This is a genomic window from Petrimonas mucosa (genome assembly GCF_900095795.1).
In the GTDB taxonomy this organism is placed as follows: Bacteria; Bacteroidota; Bacteroidia; order Bacteroidales; family Dysgonomonadaceae; genus Petrimonas; species Petrimonas mucosa.
This window is the reverse complement of the sequence record NZ_LT608328.1, coordinates 182869-203089: the sequence shown is the minus strand read 5'-3', so window position 1 is coordinate 203089 and position 20221 is coordinate 182869. Positions and strand designations below refer to the sequence as shown.

General features: G+C 44.8%; 17 protein-coding genes and 1 pseudogene. 11 read left to right on the top strand and 7 right to left on the bottom strand.

Annotation, left to right across the window (positions count from 1 at the left end; translation table 11 throughout):
* Window positions 1-29 precede the first annotated feature (29 nt).
* Window positions 30-239: a hypothetical protein gene (locus tag ING2E5A_RS15155; RefSeq protein ID WP_143102485.1), complete on the bottom strand. Its 210-nt coding sequence runs from the start codon at window positions 237-239 to the stop codon at window positions 30-32.
* 201 nt (window positions 240-440) lie between these two features.
* Between ING2E5A_RS15155 and ING2E5A_RS00845 the strand changes: the two genes are divergently transcribed.
* The 9 genes and pseudogenes from ING2E5A_RS00845 to ING2E5A_RS00810 all read left to right on the top strand — a co-directional run bounded on the left by ING2E5A_RS00845 (window position 441) and on the right by ING2E5A_RS00810 (window position 12120).
* Window positions 441-1175 (top strand): NUDIX hydrolase, encoded by a 735-nt coding sequence (locus ING2E5A_RS00845; protein WP_071135775.1) that lies wholly within the window; start codon window positions 441-443, stop codon window positions 1173-1175.
* A 32-nt stretch (window positions 1176-1207) separates the two neighbouring features.
* Window positions 1208-3856: a glycoside hydrolase family 3 C-terminal domain-containing protein gene (locus ING2E5A_RS00840; protein ID WP_071135774.1), complete on the top strand. Its 2649-nt coding sequence runs from the start codon at window positions 1208-1210 to the stop codon at window positions 3854-3856.
* A 12-nt stretch (window positions 3857-3868) separates the two neighbouring features.
* The gene (locus ING2E5A_RS00835; RefSeq protein ID WP_071135773.1) at window positions 3869-5347 is read left to right on the top strand and encodes a xylulokinase; all 1479 of its coding nucleotides are present in this window, start codon (window positions 3869-3871) and stop codon (window positions 5345-5347) included.
* A gap of 22 nt (window positions 5348-5369) precedes the next feature.
* Window positions 5370-6692, top strand: coding sequence for a xylose isomerase (xylA, locus tag ING2E5A_RS00830; RefSeq protein WP_071138113.1), 1323 nt, complete (start codon window positions 5370-5372; stop codon window positions 6690-6692).
* A gap of 82 nt (window positions 6693-6774) precedes the next feature.
* Window positions 6775-8160, top strand: a complete 1386-nt coding sequence (gene xylE, locus ING2E5A_RS00825) for a D-xylose transporter XylE (protein ID WP_071135772.1) — start codon at window positions 6775-6777, stop codon at window positions 8158-8160.
* A 167-nt stretch (window positions 8161-8327) separates the two neighbouring features.
* A pseudogene (locus ING2E5A_RS15150) lies at window positions 8328-8555 on the top strand (glycoside hydrolase family 3 C-terminal domain-containing protein); the annotation flags it as partial.
* Window positions 8556-8655: 100 nt separating this feature from the next.
* Window positions 8656-10020, top strand: coding sequence for a Gfo/Idh/MocA family protein (locus ING2E5A_RS00815; RefSeq protein ID WP_083373109.1), 1365 nt, complete (start codon window positions 8656-8658; stop codon window positions 10018-10020).
* Between the two features lie 515 nt (window positions 10021-10535).
* Window positions 10536-10883 (top strand): hypothetical protein, encoded by a 348-nt coding sequence (locus ING2E5A_RS15435; RefSeq protein ID WP_161941914.1) that lies wholly within the window; start codon window positions 10536-10538, stop codon window positions 10881-10883.
* Window positions 10789-12120, top strand: coding sequence for a phage integrase SAM-like domain-containing protein (locus tag ING2E5A_RS00810; protein WP_071135769.1), 1332 nt, complete (start codon window positions 10789-10791; stop codon window positions 12118-12120). Before ING2E5A_RS15435 ends, ING2E5A_RS00810 begins: the two co-directional genes overlap by 95 nt.
* A 211-nt stretch (window positions 12121-12331) precedes the next feature.
* Here the strand turns inward: ING2E5A_RS00810 and ING2E5A_RS00805 are convergent, their stop codons facing one another.
* From ING2E5A_RS00805 to ING2E5A_RS00785, 5 genes are all read right to left on the bottom strand, one after another.
* Window positions 12332-12934 carry a hypothetical protein gene (locus ING2E5A_RS00805; RefSeq protein ID WP_154669994.1) on the bottom strand — a complete coding sequence of 201 codons (603 nt, stop codon included), beginning with the start codon at window positions 12932-12934 and terminating at the stop codon, window positions 12332-12334.
* 207 nt (window positions 12935-13141) lie between these two features.
* Window positions 13142-13711: a hypothetical protein gene (locus ING2E5A_RS00800; RefSeq protein ID WP_045088827.1), complete on the bottom strand. Its 570-nt coding sequence runs from the start codon at window positions 13709-13711 to the stop codon at window positions 13142-13144.
* A gap of 299 nt (window positions 13712-14010) precedes the next feature.
* Entirely contained in the window at window positions 14011-14835 is an 825-nt protein-coding gene (locus ING2E5A_RS00795; protein ID WP_286922765.1) for an IS3 family transposase, read from the bottom strand.
* Window positions 14835-15131, bottom strand: a complete 297-nt coding sequence (locus ING2E5A_RS00790; protein ID WP_071135765.1) for a transposase — start codon at window positions 15129-15131, stop codon at window positions 14835-14837. The genes ING2E5A_RS00795 and ING2E5A_RS00790 overlap by 1 nt, the downstream gene beginning before the upstream one ends.
* 109 nt (window positions 15132-15240) lie before the next feature.
* Window positions 15241-16110: a hypothetical protein gene (locus tag ING2E5A_RS00785; protein ID WP_071135764.1), complete on the bottom strand. Its 870-nt coding sequence runs from the start codon at window positions 16108-16110 to the stop codon at window positions 15241-15243.
* A 217-nt stretch (window positions 16111-16327) separates the two neighbouring features.
* On the opposite strand from ING2E5A_RS00785, the gene ING2E5A_RS15640 reads away from it, so the two are divergent.
* A complete protein-coding gene (locus ING2E5A_RS15640; protein WP_071135763.1) occupies window positions 16328-18211 on the top strand; it encodes an IS1634 family transposase in 1884 nt (627 codons plus the stop codon).
* A 285-nt stretch (window positions 18212-18496) separates the two neighbouring features.
* The gene (locus ING2E5A_RS00775; protein WP_071135762.1) at window positions 18497-19408 is read left to right on the top strand and encodes an IS982 family transposase; all 912 of its coding nucleotides are present in this window, start codon (window positions 18497-18499) and stop codon (window positions 19406-19408) included.
* Between the two features lie 171 nt (window positions 19409-19579).
* On the opposite strand, the gene ING2E5A_RS00770 is transcribed toward ING2E5A_RS00775, so the two are convergent.
* Complete coding sequence (locus tag ING2E5A_RS00770; protein WP_154669993.1) at window positions 19580-20197, bottom strand: hypothetical protein; 618 nt, start codon at window positions 20195-20197, stop codon at window positions 19580-19582.
* Window positions 20198-20221 lie beyond the last annotated feature (24 nt).

Below are 20221 nucleotides of genomic sequence, written 5' to 3'. Positions count from 1 at the left end.
GAGTGTTGAAATAGTAAGGAGATTAAGATTCACCGCAGTGAACATCTGCCTGCATACTCAATCTCTCCAATATCGGCACGATATCGAAGCCTGGTGGCTACCGTTGAGGGGTTGCTGTCGGATGGCCACTCCCAACATTGTGTAGACGAAAGATCGCTCGAGAGTACATCGAGCTGCCGGAGCCACATTAAAAACTGGCTGCTCGACAGTGAAAACGGTGAGTAGTTTTGGAGCATCATGTCCGGTGGCCCGGTCAATTGAAGGGAAGAGGCTTTGACCTCATTCCTGTCACATATACGTATTAATTACAATAAGGTTATTTTTATATATGTATTTTTTACTTTATATAAATTGCTGATAATAATGTTTTAAAACATATAAAAATTTTACATGTATTGTGATTAATCTGTATAATTTTGTATTCTTATTAAGAATATGTCATGAAAAATAGCACTCATGTTTACAACCCTCACGTTTCGGTGGACTGCGTTGTTTTTGGGTTTGACGGTGAAAAACTGAAAGTATTGCTTATCGAACGGACGATAGAAGAACAAAACTTTAGCGATAAAAAATTACCGGGAAGCATTATTTTCGAAGATGAAGACCTGGATGAGGCAGCTATACGTATCCTTAACGAACTGACGGGATTAAAAAACATTTACCTGAGCCAGTTTCATAGCTTTGGCAATCCCCAAAGGACAAAGAATATGAGGGACAAAAATTGGCTGGAGAAACTGACAAACATGAAAATCGGCAGAATCGTTACAGTAGGGTATGTGGCACTGATTAAAATAAGTAGAAAAATTATTTTTGAGTCGGAGAATACTGCAGCAAACTGGTACGACGTAAGTTCATTAAAATCTTTACGGCTAGCTTTCGATCACAATGAAATTGCGGATACTGCGTTAGAGCATATACGCCACAAAGTGAAGTCGGAGCCCTCCATGTTGTTCGAGTTGCTTCCCCGAAAATTTACCATGACTCAACTCCGCAACCTCTACGACGCCATCATGGGCACAACGTCTGATGTCCGTAACTTCAAGAAAAAAATAATGCAGATTGAAGGCCTGGAACAATTGGACGAAGTGCAGAAAGATGTACCTTACAGAGCTCCCAGGCTTTACAGGTTCGATAAAAAAGTACACAAAAAAAATACACGAAAACTATATAGTTAGCCGTTCATGTTAAACTCAAAATACAGTTTGCGATGAAAAAGACTTCTGTTTCCTACCTGTTTCTTTTGTGGATCGCAGGATTTCTCTTTTTTTCCTGCAAAGAGGTGCAGCCTTATTTAAACACAAAACTCTCTTTCGAAGAAAGAGCGGACGACCTGCTCTCACGGTTGACAATCGAAGAGAAGGCTGAGCTGATGCGCTTCGATTCGCCGGCTATCGACCGGCTGGGGATTCCGGCTTACAATTGGTGGAACGAGTGCCTGCACGGTGTTGGCCGTTCCGGTCTGGCTACGGTCTTTCCACAAGCCATCGGGATGGCTGCCATGTGGGACAGTCGGCAGATGTTTGATATTGCCACGGCCATATCGGATGAGGCACGTGCCAAGCACCACCATTATGTGGCGCAAGGAAAGAGGGGAATTTACCAGGGATTGACCTTCTGGACCCCCAACATCAATATCTTCCGCGATCCGCGCTGGGGAAGAGGGATGGAGACTTACGGGGAAGATCCCTTCCTGACAGCCGAACTTGCAATCCCTTTCATCAAGGGGCTGCAGGGGGACGATCCCAGGTACCTGAAACTGGTGGCGACCGTGAAGCATTTTGCCGTCCATAGCGGTCCGGAATCTAACCGCCACTCGTTCGATGTCTATCCTTCCGATTATGACCTGGCCGAAACCTATCTGCCCCATTTCAGGCGTAGCGTCCAGGAGGCCGGTGCCTATTCGGTCATGTGTGCCTACAACCGGTTGCGTGGGGAGCCTTGCTGCGGCGACAAGTACCTGGAGGATCTCCTGCGTAACAAGTGGGGCTTTGACGGCTATATCGTTTCCGATTGCGGAGCCATCAGCGACTTCTATCGGGAGAGTGCCCACCATGTGGTCAGCAACGCTGCTGAAGCATCGGCCAAGGCGGTCAAGGCCGGAACCGACCTGAATTGCGGTGACACCTATGCCAAAGGATTGCTCGATGCACTGAAACAGAACCTGATCACTGAAGCGGAACTGGATCTTTCGGTAAGGCGGTTGCTGCTTGCCCGCTTCAGGCTGGGGATGTTTGATCCGGAGGGCAAGGTGAGTTATGCGCAGATTCCCATCGATGTTGTGGACTGTGAACAGCACCGGTTGCTGGCGCTGGAGAGTGCCCGGAAATCGATGGTGTTGTTGAAGAACGACAACAATTTGCTCCCTTTCAGCAAGGAGGTGAAAAAGGTGGCCGTCATCGGACCCAACGCTGATGATCCCGAGATCCTGCTGGGTAACTACAACGGTTACCCGTCCGACGGAATTACCCCGTTGAGGGGGATAATCGAAAAGCTGCCCCATGCCGAGGTGGCTTATGCCCAGGGGGCTCCATTGGCCGAGCAGCTTCCCGCTCTTTCCCTGATTCCGTCAGACTGTTTTTATACCGACAAATCGCTTCATACAAAGGGATTGCATGCGGAATATTTCGACAACAACAGGTTTGAGGGGGGTGCAAAACATATGCGAGTCGATCCCAATATCGACTTTGTCTGGTGGGATACAGCGCCGTTCGAAGATCTGCCTCAAGCGAGGTTTGCCATCCGTTGGAGGGGTGTTCTCGTTCCTCCGGTTACTGGTGAATATGCCCTGGGGGGTGAAGCTTTCACCGGTTTCAAATTAATGGTCGACGGCCAGGTGGTTGCAGAGGGCAGGGATCGGCACCACGCCAGGAAACAGTATGGCTACATGCAGCTCGAAGCCGGGAAACCTTACGAGATAGAGGTGGAGTATATTCAGGATGAAACCGAATATGCCCATGTGAAGATTCTTTGGGATCTACCCAATCCGAGATTGAGACAGGAGGCCGTTGATCTGGCCAGGAGTTCAGACCTGGTGATCTTTTGCATGGGGCTTAGTCCCCGTCTGGAGGGTGAGGAGATGCGAGTAGAGGTGCCCGGTTTTGCCGGAGGAGACCGTGTCGATATCAAGATACCTGCCGTACAGACCGAATTGATGAAGGAGATACTTCAACTCAACAAGCCAACGGTGCTTGTCCTGCTCAATGGCAGTGCATTGTCGATAGAGTGGGAAGCGCAGAATATTCCGGCCATCATCGAGGCGTGGTATCCGGGGCAGGCGGGAGGACAGGCCATTGCCGATCTCATTTTTGGAGATTACAACCCGGCTGGCCGCCTTCCGGTCACCTTCTACAAGGACGTGAACCAGATCCCTCCCTTCGACAGTTACGACATGAGAGGCAAGACCTACCGCTACTTTGAGGGAGAGCCTCTTTACGAGTTTGGGTTTGGATTGAGCTACACCACCTTCAAATACCGGCTCAGGTCGATCCCCGAAAAGGTGAAGAGCGGGGATGAGATAGCTGTCACTGTGGATGTTACCAATACCGGAGAGATGGATGGTGATGAGGTTGTACAGCTCTATGTCTCATTGCCCGAAAGCAACCTGCAGAAACCGGTTCGTGCCTTGCAGGGATTCCGGCGGATACATCTGAAGAGCGGGGAGACCCGGAGCGTGGAATTCAGGTTGAAACCGCATCAGATTGCTGCGAGAAACCACGAGAACGTTCCGGTTGTGGAGGCAGGCAAACTGCAGGTATCGGTGGGGGGTAAACAGCCCGATGCCGCTTCGCTGGCCACCGGAAAAGTGGTGCAGGCCCTTGTGGAGATTGAGGGTGATAACTATTTTATCAATGAATAGAGGAGGAAGATCATGTATTTGTTAGGATACGATATTGGCAGTTCATCGGTAAAGGCATGTCTGGTGAATGCCGAAACGGGAGAGATAGTGGCATCCGATTTTTTCCCGAAGAGCGAGATGCCGATCCATGCGGCAAGACCCGGCTGGGCCGAGCAGGATCCGGCGATGTGGTGGGAAAATCTGAAACTGGCCAATCGGTCTGTCATCGAGAAGTCGGGCATAGATGTAGCGGATATCAAGGGGATCGGCATATCGTGGCAGATGCACGGGCTGGTTGCGGTAGACCGGGAGGGCAAGGTGCTTCGCCCTTCCATCATCTGGTGCGACAGCAGGGCTGTTGCCTACGGTGAGAAGGCATTCCGGGCGATCGGGCCCGAAAAGGCATTGGCTTCCCTGTTGAACTCGCCGGGCAATTTCACCGCTTCGAAACTGGCCTGGGTGAAAGAGAATGAGCCTGATCTCTACGGAAAGATCGACAAGATCATGCTTCCCGGAGACTATATTGCCATGAGGCTGACCGGTGAGGTAACCGCCACCGTCGAGGGATTGTCGGAAGGCATCTTCTGGGATTTTCAGAAGAATGGGATCTCTGAAGAGGTGATGAGCTGCTTCGGATTCAGTTACGATATCATCCCCCGGCTGGTTCCGATCTTCGGTTTTCAGGGAGCGGTTTCTGCCGGAGCTGCCAGGGAGCTGGGACTGAAGGAGGGGACACCGGTAGGATACCGGGCAGGGGATCAACCCAATAATGCGGTATCACTCAATGTTTTCCATCCTGGAGAGATTGCCTCCACCGCGGGAACATCGGGCGTTGTCTATGGTGTCTTGGGGGAGGTGAACTACGATCCGCTGTCGCGGGTAAATACCTTTGCTCATGTCAACCATACCCCAGAGGAGCCGAGATTGGGCGTTCTGCTGTGCATTAACGGTACCGGCATCCTAAACTCTTGGATAAAAAAGAACATGATCCAGCAGGGTTTGGGTTATGACGACATGAACGTGCTGGCCTCGAAATCGCCAGTTGGTTCGAGGGGCATTTCAGTGATTCCCTTTGGTAATGGTGCGGAACGGGTTCTGCAGAATAGGGATCCGGGATCTTCCTTTCACGGCATCAATTTCAATATCCATACCATCTCCGATATGGTCCGTGCATCGCAGGAGGGAATTGTATTCTCTTTCCGGTACGGTATGGAGATCATGGAAGAGATGGGGATGCAGCTCAACCTTATCCGGGCAGGGAATGCCAACATGTTCCTGAGCTCCGTGTTCAGGGAGACGCTGGCCAGTGTTACCGGTGCTACCATCGAACTGTTCGATACCGATGGGGCGGCCGGTGCTGCAAAGGCGGCCGGAATCGGGGTCGGGATCTATTCGTCCAACGAAGAGGCGTTTGCCTCGTTAAGGAGGATCATGACCATTGAACCTGACGTAGCGCATCGCGACGAGTATGAAGCTGCATATCAACGATGGAAAAGATACATTACAAAATAATAAACTGATAACAGAAACAATTATGGAAACAAGAAAAGAGTTTTTTCCCGGCATCGGACAGATCCGGTTTGAAGGCAAGGAGAGCAAGAACCCGCTGGCTTTCCGTTATTACGATGCGGAGAAGGTGGTCTATGGCCGCAAGATGAAAGATTGGTTCAAGTTTTCGATGGCATACTGGCACACCCTTTGTGCTGAATCGAGCGATCCCTTTGGGGAGGAGACGAAAGATTTCGAGTGGAATAACGGCGAGGGTGCATTGGAGAGAGCCAAGAAGAAACTGGACGCAGGCTTTGAGTTCATGCAGAAGATGGGAATCGAATATTTCTGTTTTCACGATGTTGACCTGATCGATGAGGGGAACTCCATTGAGGAGTATGAGGCCAATCTGAAGTCGATCGTTGCCTATGCAAAGGAAAGAATGGCCGAGACGGGCATAAAACTGCTTTGGGGAACGGCCAACGTCTTCAGCCATAAACGTTATATGAACGGAGCGGCCACCAATCCCAACTTCGACAGTGTAGCCTATGCTGCCACGCAGATCAAGAATGCCCTGGATGCCACTATCGAGCTGGGAGGCGAGAATTATGTCTTCTGGGGTGGACGCGAAGGGTACATGAGCCTCTTGAATACCGACATGAAACGTGAGAAGGAACATCTGGCCATGATGCTGACCAAGGCCCGTGATTATGCCCGCTCGAAAGGATTCAGGGGAACCTTCCTCATTGAGCCTAAACCGATGGAACCTACCAAGCATCAGTATGACACGGATGCCGAGACGGTGATCGGCTTCTTGCGCGCACATGGCCTCGACAAGGACTTCAAGCTGAATATCGAGGTGAATCATGCCACGCTGGCCGGCCACACCTTTGAACATGATCTGCAATGCGCTGTCGATGCAGGCATGCTGGGCTCGATCGACGCCAACCGGGGAGATTACCAGAACGGTTGGGATACCGACCAGTTCCCCATCGACGTTTATGAGTTGACACAAGCCATGCTGGTTATCCTGAAGGGGGGTGGACTACAGGGCGGAGGGACCAATTTTGATGCCAAAACTAGGCGCAACTCTACCGATCTGGAAGATATCTTCATTGCTCACATTGCCGGAATGGATGCTTTTGCCCGTGCCCTGGAGGCTGCCGCCGGGATCCTTGAAGAGTCGCCCTACCTGCAGATGCTGAAGGAGAGGTATGCCTCTTTCGACAGCGGCAAAGGCAAAGAGTTCGAGGAGGGCAGACTTTCGCTTGAGGATCTGCGCCAGTATGCCATCTCGCTGGGGAAAGAGCCGGCCCAGATCAGTGGCAAGCAGGAACTTTACGAATCGATTGTGAACATGTATATTTGACGAACCTCGACGAGATTGTCCGGAACCGGAGTCCATTTCCGGATACCTGTTCCGGTTTTTGCGTCATATAGCTTGAAAGCAGATGAAATACAACAAGACCTATATTTTTGGAATTACTCTGGTAGCTACGCTGGGCGGACTCCTCTTCGGTTACGACACGGCTGTAATATCAGGTGCGGAGAAATCGATCGAGGCTTACCTCATCAGACCGTTGGGTTTGAATTCACTGATCCATGGAGCCACCGTGTCGAGTGCCCTGATAGGCTGTGTCGCAGGGGGAATGCTTTCGGGACTCTTTTCGAACCGGTTCGGCAGGAAAAAGACCCTGCTCATTTCGGCCATTCTCTTTTTTCTCTCGGCATTGGGATCGGGTTTCCCCGAAACCCTTTTCTTCACCAAGGGCGAACCCTCCATCGGACTGCTGCTGGCATTCAACCTCTACCGCATCATAGGTGGAGTGGGGGTGGGGCTGGCCTCTGCCGTTTCACCCATGTACATCAGTGAGATATCTCCTGCCGGTATCCGGGGGAGACTGGTTTCCTTCAACCAGTTTGCCATCATCTTTGGGATGTTGGTGGTCTATTTCGTAAATTGGAGCATTGCCTACGGGCAGACCATCGAGTGGATCAACGATATCGGATGGCGCTACATGTTCGCTTCGGAAGCCATTCCTGCGGCCCTCTTCGGGATCCTCCTCTTTATGGTGCCCGAGACGCCGCGTTACCTGGTGTTGTCGAATCGCGACGAGAAAGCACGTACGGTGTTAACCCGCATCAATGCCGACAGGTTACGGGCCGAGAGTATCCTTTTTGAAATAAAGCAATCCATTGGTCGTGTAACGGAGCGTTCCAGCATATATTCCTATGGTAAAGTTGTCATTTTTATCGGGATACTTCTGTCTGTATTCCAGCAGTTCGTGGGAATCAACGTGGCGCTCTATTATGCTCCACGGATCTTCGAGAGCATGGGTGCCGCAAAGGATGCCTCCATGTTGCAGACCATCATCATGGGATTTGTGAATGTTATCTTTACGGTTGTTGCCATCCTGACGGTGGACAAATGGGGTAGAAAACCGCTGCTGATTACCGGATCGATTGGCATGGCCATTGGCATGTTTGCCATTTCCTGGTTGGCTTATAACGAGATCATCGGCATAAGCACGCTGGTATTTATCATCATCTACACCGCCTCATTCATGATGTCGTGGGGACCGATCTGCTGGGTACTGATATCTGAGATCTTCCCCAACAAGATCCGTGGCCAAGCGGTTGCGATAGCTGTTACTGCGCAATGGGCCGCCAACTACCTCATCTCCTCTACCTATCCGGCAATGATGGAGTACAGCGGGGCGTTGACCTATGGTTTCTACGGATTGATGGCTCTTCTTTCTGCCCTTTTTGTATGGAAGATGGTTCCCGAAACAAAAGGGAAATCGCTGGAAGAGATAGAGAGGTTGTGGAAGAAATGAAAAAGTTATGAGGCTGATGGTCATGAGAGCTATTTTACTGTCGGCTATTGCGCCGGTTTTTACATTGGCCGCTTGTTATCGAAATATGTATACTGCCGATCCCTCCGCCCGTGTCTGGGAAGACTACAGGTTGTAGGTGTATGCTTCGCATGATATCGATCCGCCAGGGGGAGCAGGGAGGAACTGCCGTAGCCGAAGTGCTTTTTGGCCGTTACAACCCGGGTGGAAGATTGGTGTTGACTTACTACAACTCGCTCGAGGAGTTACCTCCGTTTGGGGATTATGATTTGACCAAGGGGCGGACCTACCAGTATTTCACAGGAAAGCCCCTTTATCCGTTCGGATATGGATTAGGCTATACCACATTCCGCTACGGCAAGCCGGAGATCAAGGAGTTGGATAAAGAGCTGCTCCTCCGAAGATATTCGTCTCACCAAAGAGTTCGAGCTGTAACAGAGAGTAACCTTATTATCAAATTTCTAAATATTGAAGAGTATGAAACGACGTGACTTTTTATCCAATTCAGCCATCCTGGGCGCATCGCTCCCATTGGGAATCGGCACCCCCGCATTGATCACATCCTGCTCTAAGGGAGAGAATAGAGAATCTGGCAAGCAACATACCCCCGAAGAGCTGGGTATGTTCTCCTTTGTTGAGATCGCTCCAGATGGAGAACCATTGAGGGCTGCACTCATCGGTTGCGGAGACAGGGGTACCGGTGCTGCTACCCAGTTTCTGGAGGCTGGACCCAATCTCTCCATAGTTGCCCTGGCCGATCTCTTTCCCGACAGGATGGAGAGTTGCCGGAGGCTCCTCTCTGAAAAGTACAATAACAAAGTGGACGACCGCAACTGCTTTTTGGGATTCGATGCATACAAGAAGATCTTGGAGATGGAGGATGTTGATGTGGTGCTCTTGTGTACCCCGACCCATTTCCGTCCTGAACATTTCAAGGCGGCTGTGGAGGCCGGTAAGCATCTCTTTATGGAGAAACCGTGTGCGGTAGATCCAACAGGCATCCGTACGGTCATTGCTGCATCGAAAGTGGCTACAGGAAAGGGACTTACCGTAATTACCGGAAACCAGCGCAGGCACCGTCGCGACTATTGGGAGGCATATATTCAAATAAGAAATGGAATCATTGGTGAGGTTGTCTCCTGCACATCTCATTGGAATCAGGGTGCCTGGTGGAACAAGGTCAAGCGTCCCGAGTGGAGCGATATGGAGTATTGCATCCGCAACTGGTTTAATATTAAATGGCTGAGTGGAGATCATATCCTCGATCAAGGTATTCACAATATCGATGTCGTCACCTGGTTCATGGGTGAAAAGCCCTTGAGAGCAGTCGGTTTTGGTGGACGCGCACGCAGGTTGACCGGAGACATCTTCGACTTCTTCAGTGTCGATTATTATTACAACAACAACAAACGAATGCTGCATACCGCCAGGCAGATAGATGGATGTGACGGCAATGTGTCGGAACAGATCCTGGGCGCAAAAGGGATGGCCCAGCTGAACGACGGGGGATCGATCAAGATAGTCGACTGGAGTGGAAACCTCCTGTGGAAATACGATTATGAGAAGAAGCCGGTAAAAAACCCCTACAACCAGGAACATATCCACCTGGTGGAATCGATCCGTTTGAACAAGAAAATCAACCAGGCAGAAGATCTGGCCTATTCTACACTGGTTGCCATATTGGGAAGAGAGGCAGCCTATACGGGTAAAGAGATCAGTTGGGACGAGATCATCTCTTCAACCCTCCGCTATGGACCGGAGACCTATGAGATGGGGCCGCTGCCCGATTATCATGAAGGTGTGGTACCTGTGCCTGGCAAAGATCCCGGTGCGCCCATGTAACTATCTCTGTACGAAATGCCAGGCAAACAAGGTGTCGGTGAGATTCAATTGCGACAACAAACCTGCGTTTATCGACCGGTTGATCACCTCATTCGAATAAACCAGGCCATTCAATTCCGATATTGGCCGGTCAGCTGGCAGTGCTCTCCGTTAGCAGATACTGTTTGACAGTTGAAGAGGGCTGAGATTGTCTTCTTCTCTGATAGATGATGCTCTGAAGGAGGAGAGCGGCACAAAAAAAATCGCTTGCAGGATAAACCTGTAAGCGATTGGTACTCAGAGAGCGGCAAACGAGACTCGAACTCGCGACCCCCAGCTTGGGAAGCTTTTAAACAGTTATTTCTGTATTTTTTCTCTATTTTCAAATAATTCATAAATACCTGTTTAACAGCATATATAATAAATTATTAACTCTTTCCTATTTCTTCTATTTGTATATTTTTGCTACTTTTGTTTGTTATTTGTTTGTTATGATTGTTTGTTATATATCGAATACAATCTAAAAATATACTGATATGAAATTCTACTATTCCAATAACGGTATAACCGTTAAACTTGTTCGAGATATAAGGAATAAAAATCCCGAAAATGAATGCCCACTACGGTGGCGTGTAACATATAAAAGAGATAGCGACTACTACTCTACAGGAAAAGTATTAGATCGTGAGGACTGGGAATTATTTGAAGCTTCAGAGGAAGCTGATTTTAATTTTAAGACTAAAGCGGCACATCTAAGAGAGCATAAAGACGACATACAAAAATATTTTGATGATATTCTTAAACCCGCAGTTCTCCCGACATCGCCTTCGGCTCGTCGGGAGAACGGACGGAGGATTACATCCTGCATTCTACTCCTCGCCTAACGGCGACATCGTAGAACACAGGATTTGCGAGATTACAAGGGATAGTGGATATCCCCCCCCCCCCCGCAACCTCGCAAATCCTCCGTCCGTTAAAGAGACTGCAGACAATTTCTCTTTTGCAGCACTCGATCACAAATTAGGCAAGTCGGATATCTTAACCGTAAATGATGCGTTTACGGCCAAAATAAACACTTTAAACAACACCTTCAAGGTCGGGAATGCAACAATATACAGAACCACATTAAACGCTCTTATACGTTTTCAGTATTACAGAAAAATCAAAAGTAAAATAGCCAAACAACTATTTATTGAAGAATGTGTAAGTAAAAAGCATAAGACAAAAGGTAAGGATGTTTTAAACGTCATCGCTGATATTAAATTTGACGATATCACGGTGAAATTTTTATCTGACTGCGAAGACTTTTGGAGTGCGACCGGTATAGAATACGCTACTATCGGGATTTATATGAGAACACTTAGGGCAATAATAAACAATGGAGAAGACCCTTATTTAAGCGGAACTCGCTATCCATTTGGAGAGGGCAAGAATAAATATTCTATTCCGGAAGGTGGGAGAAAATCTATCGCTTTAGACATTGAGGACATTTGGAAAATAGAGGATTTTGAGACTGACAATCAAGGATTGATGGTTGCAAGGGATATTTTCATATTCATGTTCTATTGTAACGGACTAAATTTCGGTGATCTATGCAGGTTGCAATACAAAGACATCGACGGAGCATCCCAAGAGATTGTATTTCATCGTAAGAAAACCAGAGATACAAAAAAGAAAAAAAATCCAGAGCCTATTTGCGCTCCGCTACTACCTCCAATGGTAGAAATAATTAACCGACACGGCAATAAAGAACAGAATGGATATATCTTTCCATTTCTTAACGGCATCGAACGAGTAGATCAAAACGAAAGAAAGATAAAAGACGCTATTCAACTGGCATTAAACCCAATAAATAATTCATTAAAAGTAATAGCAGCACAATTAGGGATAGACCGGAATTTATCGACCGCCTATACCCGTAACAGCTACGTAACTCATCTTACAAGCGAAATGTATATTAGTGAGATTTTCGTTAAACAAATGGTTGGCCATAGTACTGGAAAGAATGTAACCGCCGGCTATAATAATCCATCCCCCAAAAAAAGGAGAGAGGTGAATTCTAAACTATTAAACCCAAACAAAAAATATAATACGATAAGTCTATTGTCTGTAACCGGATGATCGTTTCCCGAAATATGACAGACTGTGTCTGTTAATTTCAAAGATAAGGAAACCAATTCCTGTATAACACCGAACTGGTTGTAAAATGTGATATTTTAGGCACCTTCGCTAAATGAAAACATTATCCCAACTATTTGTTTAATGAAAATATGGTATGAGCGCGTTAGAATTTAGAAAGTGTAATTACATTTATTTTTAAGTCATTAATCGTCTAAAGTCCAATTAACTTTAGACTTATCCTTTTATAAAGATTATTATTAGGAATATATGTCGATATTCTTTGTCCATCAATAATAGCTCTATTATAACCGGCATACATATCATACCAGCCATAACCAAACCCGAGGGATAGCCTTAATCCATTATTATCTCTATTTAAATATTGAACTAAGCCCATTTCTAAAAATGTACCGGGTGAAAATCCAGTAAATTGGTATTTACCTACATTCTCGGATAGTATATCATTGTTCATCCGTTTCTCTAATGATATATACTCATATGGAATTGGTTCGAATGAAACCGACCAATTCGTGTAAACACCTGTAGATTGGAAAAGTGGTCGTGAATAAAAAGTAGAAAAAAACAGATTGAAACGTTTAATATTATCTTCATCAAAATAATAGCTGCTATTTCTTGAACTATCCGACCATCCAGCAATATCCAATGGAACGGAAAGGAACATAGTTCCAGCAGAAATTCCAAAATACTGATTGAATTGAAGGCTATAAGTCAACGAAAAATGATATGCTATGTTACTGGAATTAAAGTAAAAACCGCCATCCATACCTAAAGTTTTTTGGATTTGCGCATTCAAATAAACTGAATTAAGAAAAAACATAACCAAAACCAAAGTACAAAATATTATACGTTTCATGCCGATATTTGTATCATTATTTGTTCTTCTATTTTTGCAGAAAGAAACAATTAGTAAAATAATAGTCCCTCATACTAATTATAATTGTGAAAACATTAATTTATTAGCTAAGAGACTATTTAGTATTTTGTTTGCTATAGTTAAATTTTAATTGCTTCTTCCGTAGGGCAATACATAGGCAAATTTGAGATCGAAAGCCGGATAGAATAAACCATACGGTTCATCGAGGTTGTAGCCGTATCCTGCTCCTAACGAATAACTGAAAATCCAATGTCTTCCAATATTTCGCTGTCCTCCCCAATTCAGATTTGTTAGCAATGTATTGGTCAAATAATGTATCTCATCAGTTAATGGTTTTGATACATATTTCACTTTTAAACCGATAAAGTTTCCCGAATTGAATAATTTCGGTTCACTTTTATGGTTATAAATAAACTTGCCATTTACTCCTAAATGTACGCTCGGATTCAATAATGTCCAATGCCAATCCATCCTGAACGTAAGGGCTTCACCTTCACCGAAATCATAACTTGGCCCAAGACCAATGCTCGGTTCAATGGTTATTTTTTTCGCTATGGGTAACTCAACCGCCAGATCAAGTCCATTTATTCCCAATCCTATTCTGGATACTGTTTGCAACTCTTGTGAATACAAAGTGTTTGTAATAAAAAGGGAGCAAAATAAAAAGTATCTAAAAAGTAGTTTCTTCGTTTCCATTTATATATTCGTATTATTTTGATTATTTTACTTTTAATCCGGCGCAAGCAAATAAACACTCTTTAGTACTCCCTATTCTCTGTACCGATTAAGCGGGGTTTTTAACTAAAATATTGTTCTCGAATTTTTTCACATTATCGTTTTTTTACTTGTAAACCAGCCATTCTTGAAGCAAATGAGTAAGTCAAGCTTTTTGGAAAAAATACAACTCCTTTTGAGTGGAGATTTTTCCCAAAACCCGTCAGGGATTTAGCTTGATGTCTCATTTGGTGCATGTACATTTGTTTACAAGTAAAAAATTATGCACTTAACCGGAACACGCTTTCCGGCGTTCTTCTACCCACACCCTGGTGGGTTTTCTCCTTGTTGTAATGATTCACAAACCATCGGATCCCTTTCCAGAGTGTGGTGCCGTTCTCTGCCGGAAACGGGTAAACATAATCCTGTTTCAATGTCCTCCAGAACCGTTCAATATAGATGTTGTCCGTTGCCCTGCCACGGCCATCCATGCTGATGCTGATTCCAAGTTCATTGAGCCTGTTCACCCACGCCGGGCTGGTAAACTGACTTCCCTGATCCGAGTTGATAATCCCGGGCACACCGTGCTCATCTATTGCCCCGTCAAGGACTTCAATCACGTTCTCTCCATGAAGGCTGTTATGAAGTCCCCATCCAACAATAAAACGACTGTACACGTCTATGATTGCCGTTAGATACATGAAACCCCTGTCCATGGGTATGTACGTGATGTCAATCTCCCAGACCTGGTTCGGATGGTCTACATCAAGATTACGAAGCAGATAGGGATAGATATAGTCGGATAGGCCCAATTTGCTCAAATTTCGCTTTGGATATTGAGCTATTATCTGCGCCTTGCGCATGAGTCGTCTCACTCGCTTGGGATTGACCCGTAAACCCTGTGCCAACAAGTAGTCTTGCATTTGCAGAACTCCGTAAGTGGGATGATCCTGATGGTGTTTATCCATTTTCTTCATAATCTCAAGATTCGCATCACATTCTCCTTTTGCCACATAGTAAAGACCGGATTTGCTGATCCCCAGCAGATCACATTGGCTCTGGAGGCTTATACAATCATCTTTCGATACAAGGCTTCGACGTTCAATTATTCCAAGCCCAACTGTTTCGACTTTTTTTTTAACCAGTCCCGCTGCATCTCCAATTCACCTATCTTGGCGAAGAGTTCCCGTCGCTCCTTTTCAAAGTCAGCTTCACTCCTGGGACCTTGTTTCGAGAAGATTTCTTCTGAACGTTTCAGAAACTCATTTTTCCACGTGCTGATCACTGTGGGGTGAACACCATAACGGGCACTTAACTCGGATAACGTCTCGCGTTCCTTGATCGCTGCCAATGCAACCTCTGCCTTGAAGGCGGCTGAATGTTTTCTTCTTGACTTGTTCATATCACAAATATAAGCATTTAATCTTTGCTTAGTTCGTGGTACAAATTTCGGGGAGTATTATACTCACGCCGGATATAAAATTTAAATATAATATTTTACTATGATTCTATTACTTGTCTTTTGTCTTTTTAAGAATCATACCTTTTACTTCACCGCCGGAATCAGTTGTTGTATATGCGTAAACAAATGCAGATTCCACATTAGGAGCTTTATTCTTGACATTTTTTGCTAAAGTTTTAAGGGCACTTCCAACCAGTCCTAAATTTGAATTGTATTCAACTTCAAATACAACACCACTATCAAAAACTTTCACTTGGCTTGGCCCGGGTTTCCAAATTTTATCGGAACCAATAAAAACATGCATCTGCTTTTTCTTCAAATCTATAATATGTATTGAAATACCCGGAATCGGTACTTTTTGAAAAGGATTTGTATTCCATATACTCTTGTTAATCGCCGCTTCTCTTTGCTCAAGAGCTTGAGTAAGATAGGGGTCTCCTAATTTTTTCAGATAATCTAATCCTGCTTTTGTCATTAAGTCTATACCTGCATTTGCAATATCAAGTGAATTAACTTCAATCTCTTTTCCTAAAATAATAGGTATGGTAATAATATTACCATCCGAGACTTTCTTGTCAAATTTATACAATGTAGAGACTTTAGCTAAATTTCCCATGAATTTGCCGTAGGTCATTCTCTTAGTCTGATCATGTAAATCAGGCATGTCAGGTATATCTAACTTATCATATACAAAATGAATATGTTCCCATCCCATAACTGTTCCAGGCCCCCAACTTGCTTCTTTAGTCCAGTTATGAAGCAACGATCGTCTTCTTATTACAGCCGCTTTTAATCCTGTTTCACTATAGACCAAATAATTATAACTATATAAAGAAGCACTCAATCTTCTTTTATGTTGAATATCTATTTTGTGAGCACTGTTATTTCCGAATAAACCTGCAAGTCCTTTCCCAACCAATTCATTTCCATAAAATTTTTAACCCACATTGCAGCACGATTATAAATAGAAGTTAAACTTACCCTCTATTTACGTTAAATCCGCTTGTTTTACGTCTGTTTGCTGACCATAAATTTTTGTATCAGGCTGATATTCAATGTCGGTTTATTTTAAAACACGAATGTAGTCCCCCATTTGATGTTGAAAAAAACGTATCCCTTGATTACTTTTGCGTTGTATGTTTTTCAAGACAAGCATAAAGCAAAAGGATGGGGGCCATGAGTATACCCATTACCGGTTGTGTGAGAGCTACCGGGAAGGCCGCTTCATCCGTAATCGCACGCTGCTCTCTTTGGGTGACCTGGAATCAGTTCTTCCACCTGAAAAGATTCCCTTTCTCTGTCAACGCATCAACCAGGTTTACTTCGAGGGCAAAACATTCATCATCTCATCGCTTCGTGATGACAAGGTGGAAGCCCTGTGCACGAAATACGTGGGACTACTCCATGAAGCGCAAAAGATAGAAAAGGCAAAGAAGAAGGCGGCTGGTATCGAGCAAGTGTACATTGACAGGACAACGAACAGTGATATCCGGGAGGTTGGTGGCGAATGGCTTTGTCTTCAAGCTTGCCGCCAATTGCTCCTGCCGGAGTATTTAGAGACTTTCGGCTGGGAGAAACAAGATATCGCCCTTGCTTTAACCCAGATCATCGCCCGGGCTGTTTACCCCGCATCGGAGTATAAAACCAGCCGTTGGTTGAAGGAGAACTCGGCGCTTTGTGAACTGACCGGGGTTGATCCTTCGGCCATCACCAAAGATAAGCTTTACCAGATGGCTCACCGGCTTTATGGTGAGAAGGATGGCTTGGAACGTCATTTTTCTAACCGCACGAACGATCTTTTTTCCTTGGATGACAAGATTATCATCTATGATTTAACAAATACCTATTTTGAGGGAACCATGCGAGAGAGTCGGATAGCTAAGTTCGGGCGCAGCAAGGAAAAGCGTAACGATACCAGACTGGTGGTGCTGGCTGTGGTGGTCAACCCGGAAGGTTTCCTGAAGGAGTCACAAATCTTTGAAGGCAACATGACTGATCCTGAAAGCCTGCAATATATTCTTGACAAGATGAAATCCCATAGGGGGAGATCCGATAAAAAGCAGGTGGTGGTCATGGATGCCGGCATCGCCACGAATGATAACCTGAAGATATTGAAAGAGGAATCCTTCGACTACATCTGTGTCTCACGGGGTAAACTCAAAGAATACCGTGCAACAAGCCTTTCCCCTGTGGAAATACGGGATAAATCCAACCAGCTCATCGAGATCAGTCAGGTAGAAGTGGATGGCGAAAGTGACAGCTTCTACAAGGTGAAGAGCTATAGCAAGGGTCTCAAGGAAGCGTCCATGGAAAACCGTTTCACGCGGGCCTTTGAATGTGGACTGAGCCAGGCAGCCGAAGCCCTGAAAAAGAAAGGAGGCACCAAAAAGCTTGAAAAGGTGTGGGAACGCATCGGCCGGCTAAAGGAAAAATACCCTTCGGTACACCGCCTGTATCAGATCCATGTGGAGCCCGACGAAAGGGGGATTCATGCCACATCCATATCCTGGGAGAGAATCGAGGCAAAGAGCGAATCAAGACATGGGGAATACTTCTTGCGTACTTCCCTGTCGGTACATGGAGAGGAGATCACCTGGCTGATTTACAACACTATAAGAGAAGTAGAGTCGACGTTTCGTTGCCTGAAGACTGATCTGAACCTGCGTCCCGTGTTTCATAAAACGGATGAGGCGACAATGGCTCATCTTCACCTCGGGCTGTTGGCCTACCAGCTGGTAAGCACGATCCGTTTCAAACTGAAACAATTTGGGATTACCCATGAGTGGAGAGAGATTGTCCGGATCATGAACACGCAGAAAATGGTGACAACGCACATGGTAAATACCGATGAAGAGTGTGTGTCGATTAGAAAATGTTCACTCCCTGAATCCAAAGTAAGAATCATATATAAGGTGTTGGGATACGATGAAAAACCATTTATCAGGAAAAAATCTGTAGTCCCCCAATTGAACCTTGAAAAAAATATATACGCAGGGATACAGGGAATTAGCTCCGGTTAGCTGCAATGTGGGTTAAAAGGCAGCATGCTGAAATGATAGTGCTACTATTTCAATAGACATTTGTCTTAAAAAAGAATATCGACGTTTAATCCTACGGAGGAATTGTCTTGCAACCGGCTATATTCTCATGGATGCTCCAGGTATCTATTTGTTAACCGCTGATAATGATAAGAAACAGCTAACAACGTGAGTTCGGGATAAGAAAAGCATAAAAAAAGTTGTGATATAGGGAGATTATTTGTATATTTATAGCTGTTAATCAAACAAATAACAAACATCAGCCCTATGATCACAACAGACAAAGTTATTGAAATATTTTGTATTGCCGACGATTTTTGTGCAGAATATGAGAATGAAATCCGGAATCACCAACTTCAAGCAGGTGACACAACGAAAAGGAGAAACAGGAAAACGCAAATGTCCCAGAGCGAGATTATTGCCGTGATGGTCTGCTTCCACTGTGGAACCTTTCATAATTTCAAGAATTATTACCTGTTTTATATTTGCAAGCACATGAAGAGCTATTTTCCAAATGCCGTTTCCTACAACCGTTTTGTCGAGTTGCAACCCAGGGTGATTGTACCTTTCATGCTGTTGCTCAAACTCTTTGGATTTGGTGAATGCACAGGCATTACATATGTGGATAGCACTCCAATCAAAGTATGTCATAACAAGCGTATCCACTCGAATAAAGTATTCAGGGATCTGGCACAAAGAGGGAAAAGTACGATGGGCTGGTTTTTTGGATTCAAGCTTCATCTGGTCTGTAATGAAAAGGGTGAATTGCTGAATTTCTCTCTCACAAAAGGCAATGTCGACGATAGAAACCCTGACGTAATCAATGTTCTTACCAAAGATCTTTTCGGTAAACTATATGCAGACAAGGGTTACATCAGCACAAAGCTCTTCGAGATGCTGTTTGACCAGGGAGTTCATTTAGTGACCGGTATACGCTCAAATATGAAAAATTCCCTGATGTCATTCCGCGACAAGATTCTCTTACGCAAAAGATCTGTAATTGAGTCCATCAATGATGAACTGAAGAATATCTGCCAGATAGAACATTCAAGGCATCGTTCCACACATAATTTCATCATGAACATAATTGCTGCATTGGTGGCATATTGTTTCTTTCCCAAAAAGCCTTCAATCAAATTTGAAGTGGAAAAGTCAAGTCAATTAACCATTTGGGGATAATATGTTATCCCGAACTCACGTTAACAATATACGAGCTTCTCCCGCAAGTGGATAAGAGAATCCCATGTCCTACCCGGCCTTTGACGTAAGGAGCGATCTTACCACGTGAGGAGAACGTATATTTCACATTCATATGGCTCATGCTCATCCATGCGATACAATCGCAGGAGACTAAAAAATAACACCTACATTAAATCCAATGGAAGATATGTTTTTCCTTACAGAGTTCGACATATATTTATATGTTACAGGCTGAAAAAGATAAAACACGGATACAGTTAATGCCTCTCCAAAATGATTTGAATGTTTTAAAATGCCTAAATTGATAGTAGAGTTAATCCCCCCCTTTATATCAAACGGTATAGTAACATAATCGTTTTCAATTTCATCTACATAAGAAAGTTTTTTCTTATGGGAAAAGAATGCATAGCCAATGTCAACCTTAATGAAGGGGTTTACCCGATGATTTGACGAAATACTATATTTTCCATGTAGATAAGGCTTCCACGCATTATGCCAGCCTGTTTGAAAATAATGATTATCTATTAATTCATTTTTTAAATCCGTTCTATTATTATAGTCTACAAATCCAATTCCTACTCCTAATGTGAAATTTTCTGTTAATTTATATCCTGGAGAAAACTGGAAGTTATAACTAAAAACGTCATTTATCCCCTTTGCGGAACCTGCTTCAAAAAAAAATTCCATCTTTTCTAAGTTCTGGCCGTTCATGTATGTGCATGCGAAAACAAATAACACAAATAATGATGTCCTTAAAATCGAAAACATAATCCTTTTTTTTATATTTATAAT

Bases quoted from the DNA above. Each gene is read 5' to 3' on its own strand.
- ING2E5A_RS00810 (WP_071135769.1), top strand. From the start codon at position 10,789: ATGATATTCTTAAACCCGCAGTTCTCCCGACATCGCCTTCGGCTCGTC.
- ING2E5A_RS00840 (WP_071135774.1), top strand. From the start codon at position 1,208: ATGAAAAAGACTTCTGTTTCCTACCTGTTTCTTTTGTGGATCGCAGGA.
- ING2E5A_RS00835 (WP_071135773.1), top strand. From the start codon at position 3,869: ATGTATTTGTTAGGATACGATATTGGCAGTTCATCGGTAAAGGCATGT.
- ING2E5A_RS15155 (WP_143102485.1), bottom strand. From the start codon at position 239: ATGATGCTCCAAAACTACTCACCGTTTTCACTGTCGAGCAGCCAGTTT.
- ING2E5A_RS00770 (WP_154669993.1), bottom strand. From the start codon at position 20,197: ATGTTTTCGATTTTAAGGACATCATTATTTGTGTTATTTGTTTTCGCA.
- xylE (WP_071135772.1), top strand. From the start codon at position 6,775: ATGAAATACAACAAGACCTATATTTTTGGAATTACTCTGGTAGCTACG.
- ING2E5A_RS00790 (WP_071135765.1), bottom strand. From the start codon at position 15,131: ATGAACAAGTCAAGAAGAAAACATTCAGCCGCCTTCAAGGCAGAGGTT.
- ING2E5A_RS00815 (WP_083373109.1), top strand. From the start codon at position 8,656: ATGAAACGACGTGACTTTTTATCCAATTCAGCCATCCTGGGCGCATCG.
- ING2E5A_RS15640 (WP_071135763.1), top strand. From the start codon at position 16,328: ATGTTTTTCAAGACAAGCATAAAGCAAAAGGATGGGGGCCATGAGTAT.
- xylA (WP_071138113.1), top strand. From the start codon at position 5,370: ATGGAAACAAGAAAAGAGTTTTTTCCCGGCATCGGACAGATCCGGTTT.
- ING2E5A_RS15435 (WP_161941914.1), top strand. From the start codon at position 10,536: ATGAAATTCTACTATTCCAATAACGGTATAACCGTTAAACTTGTTCGA.
- ING2E5A_RS00800 (WP_045088827.1), bottom strand. From the start codon at position 13,711: ATGGAAACGAAGAAACTACTTTTTAGATACTTTTTATTTTGCTCCCTT.
- ING2E5A_RS00845 (WP_071135775.1), top strand. From the start codon at position 441: ATGAAAAATAGCACTCATGTTTACAACCCTCACGTTTCGGTGGACTGC.
- ING2E5A_RS00775 (WP_071135762.1), top strand. From the start codon at position 18,497: ATGATCACAACAGACAAAGTTATTGAAATATTTTGTATTGCCGACGAT.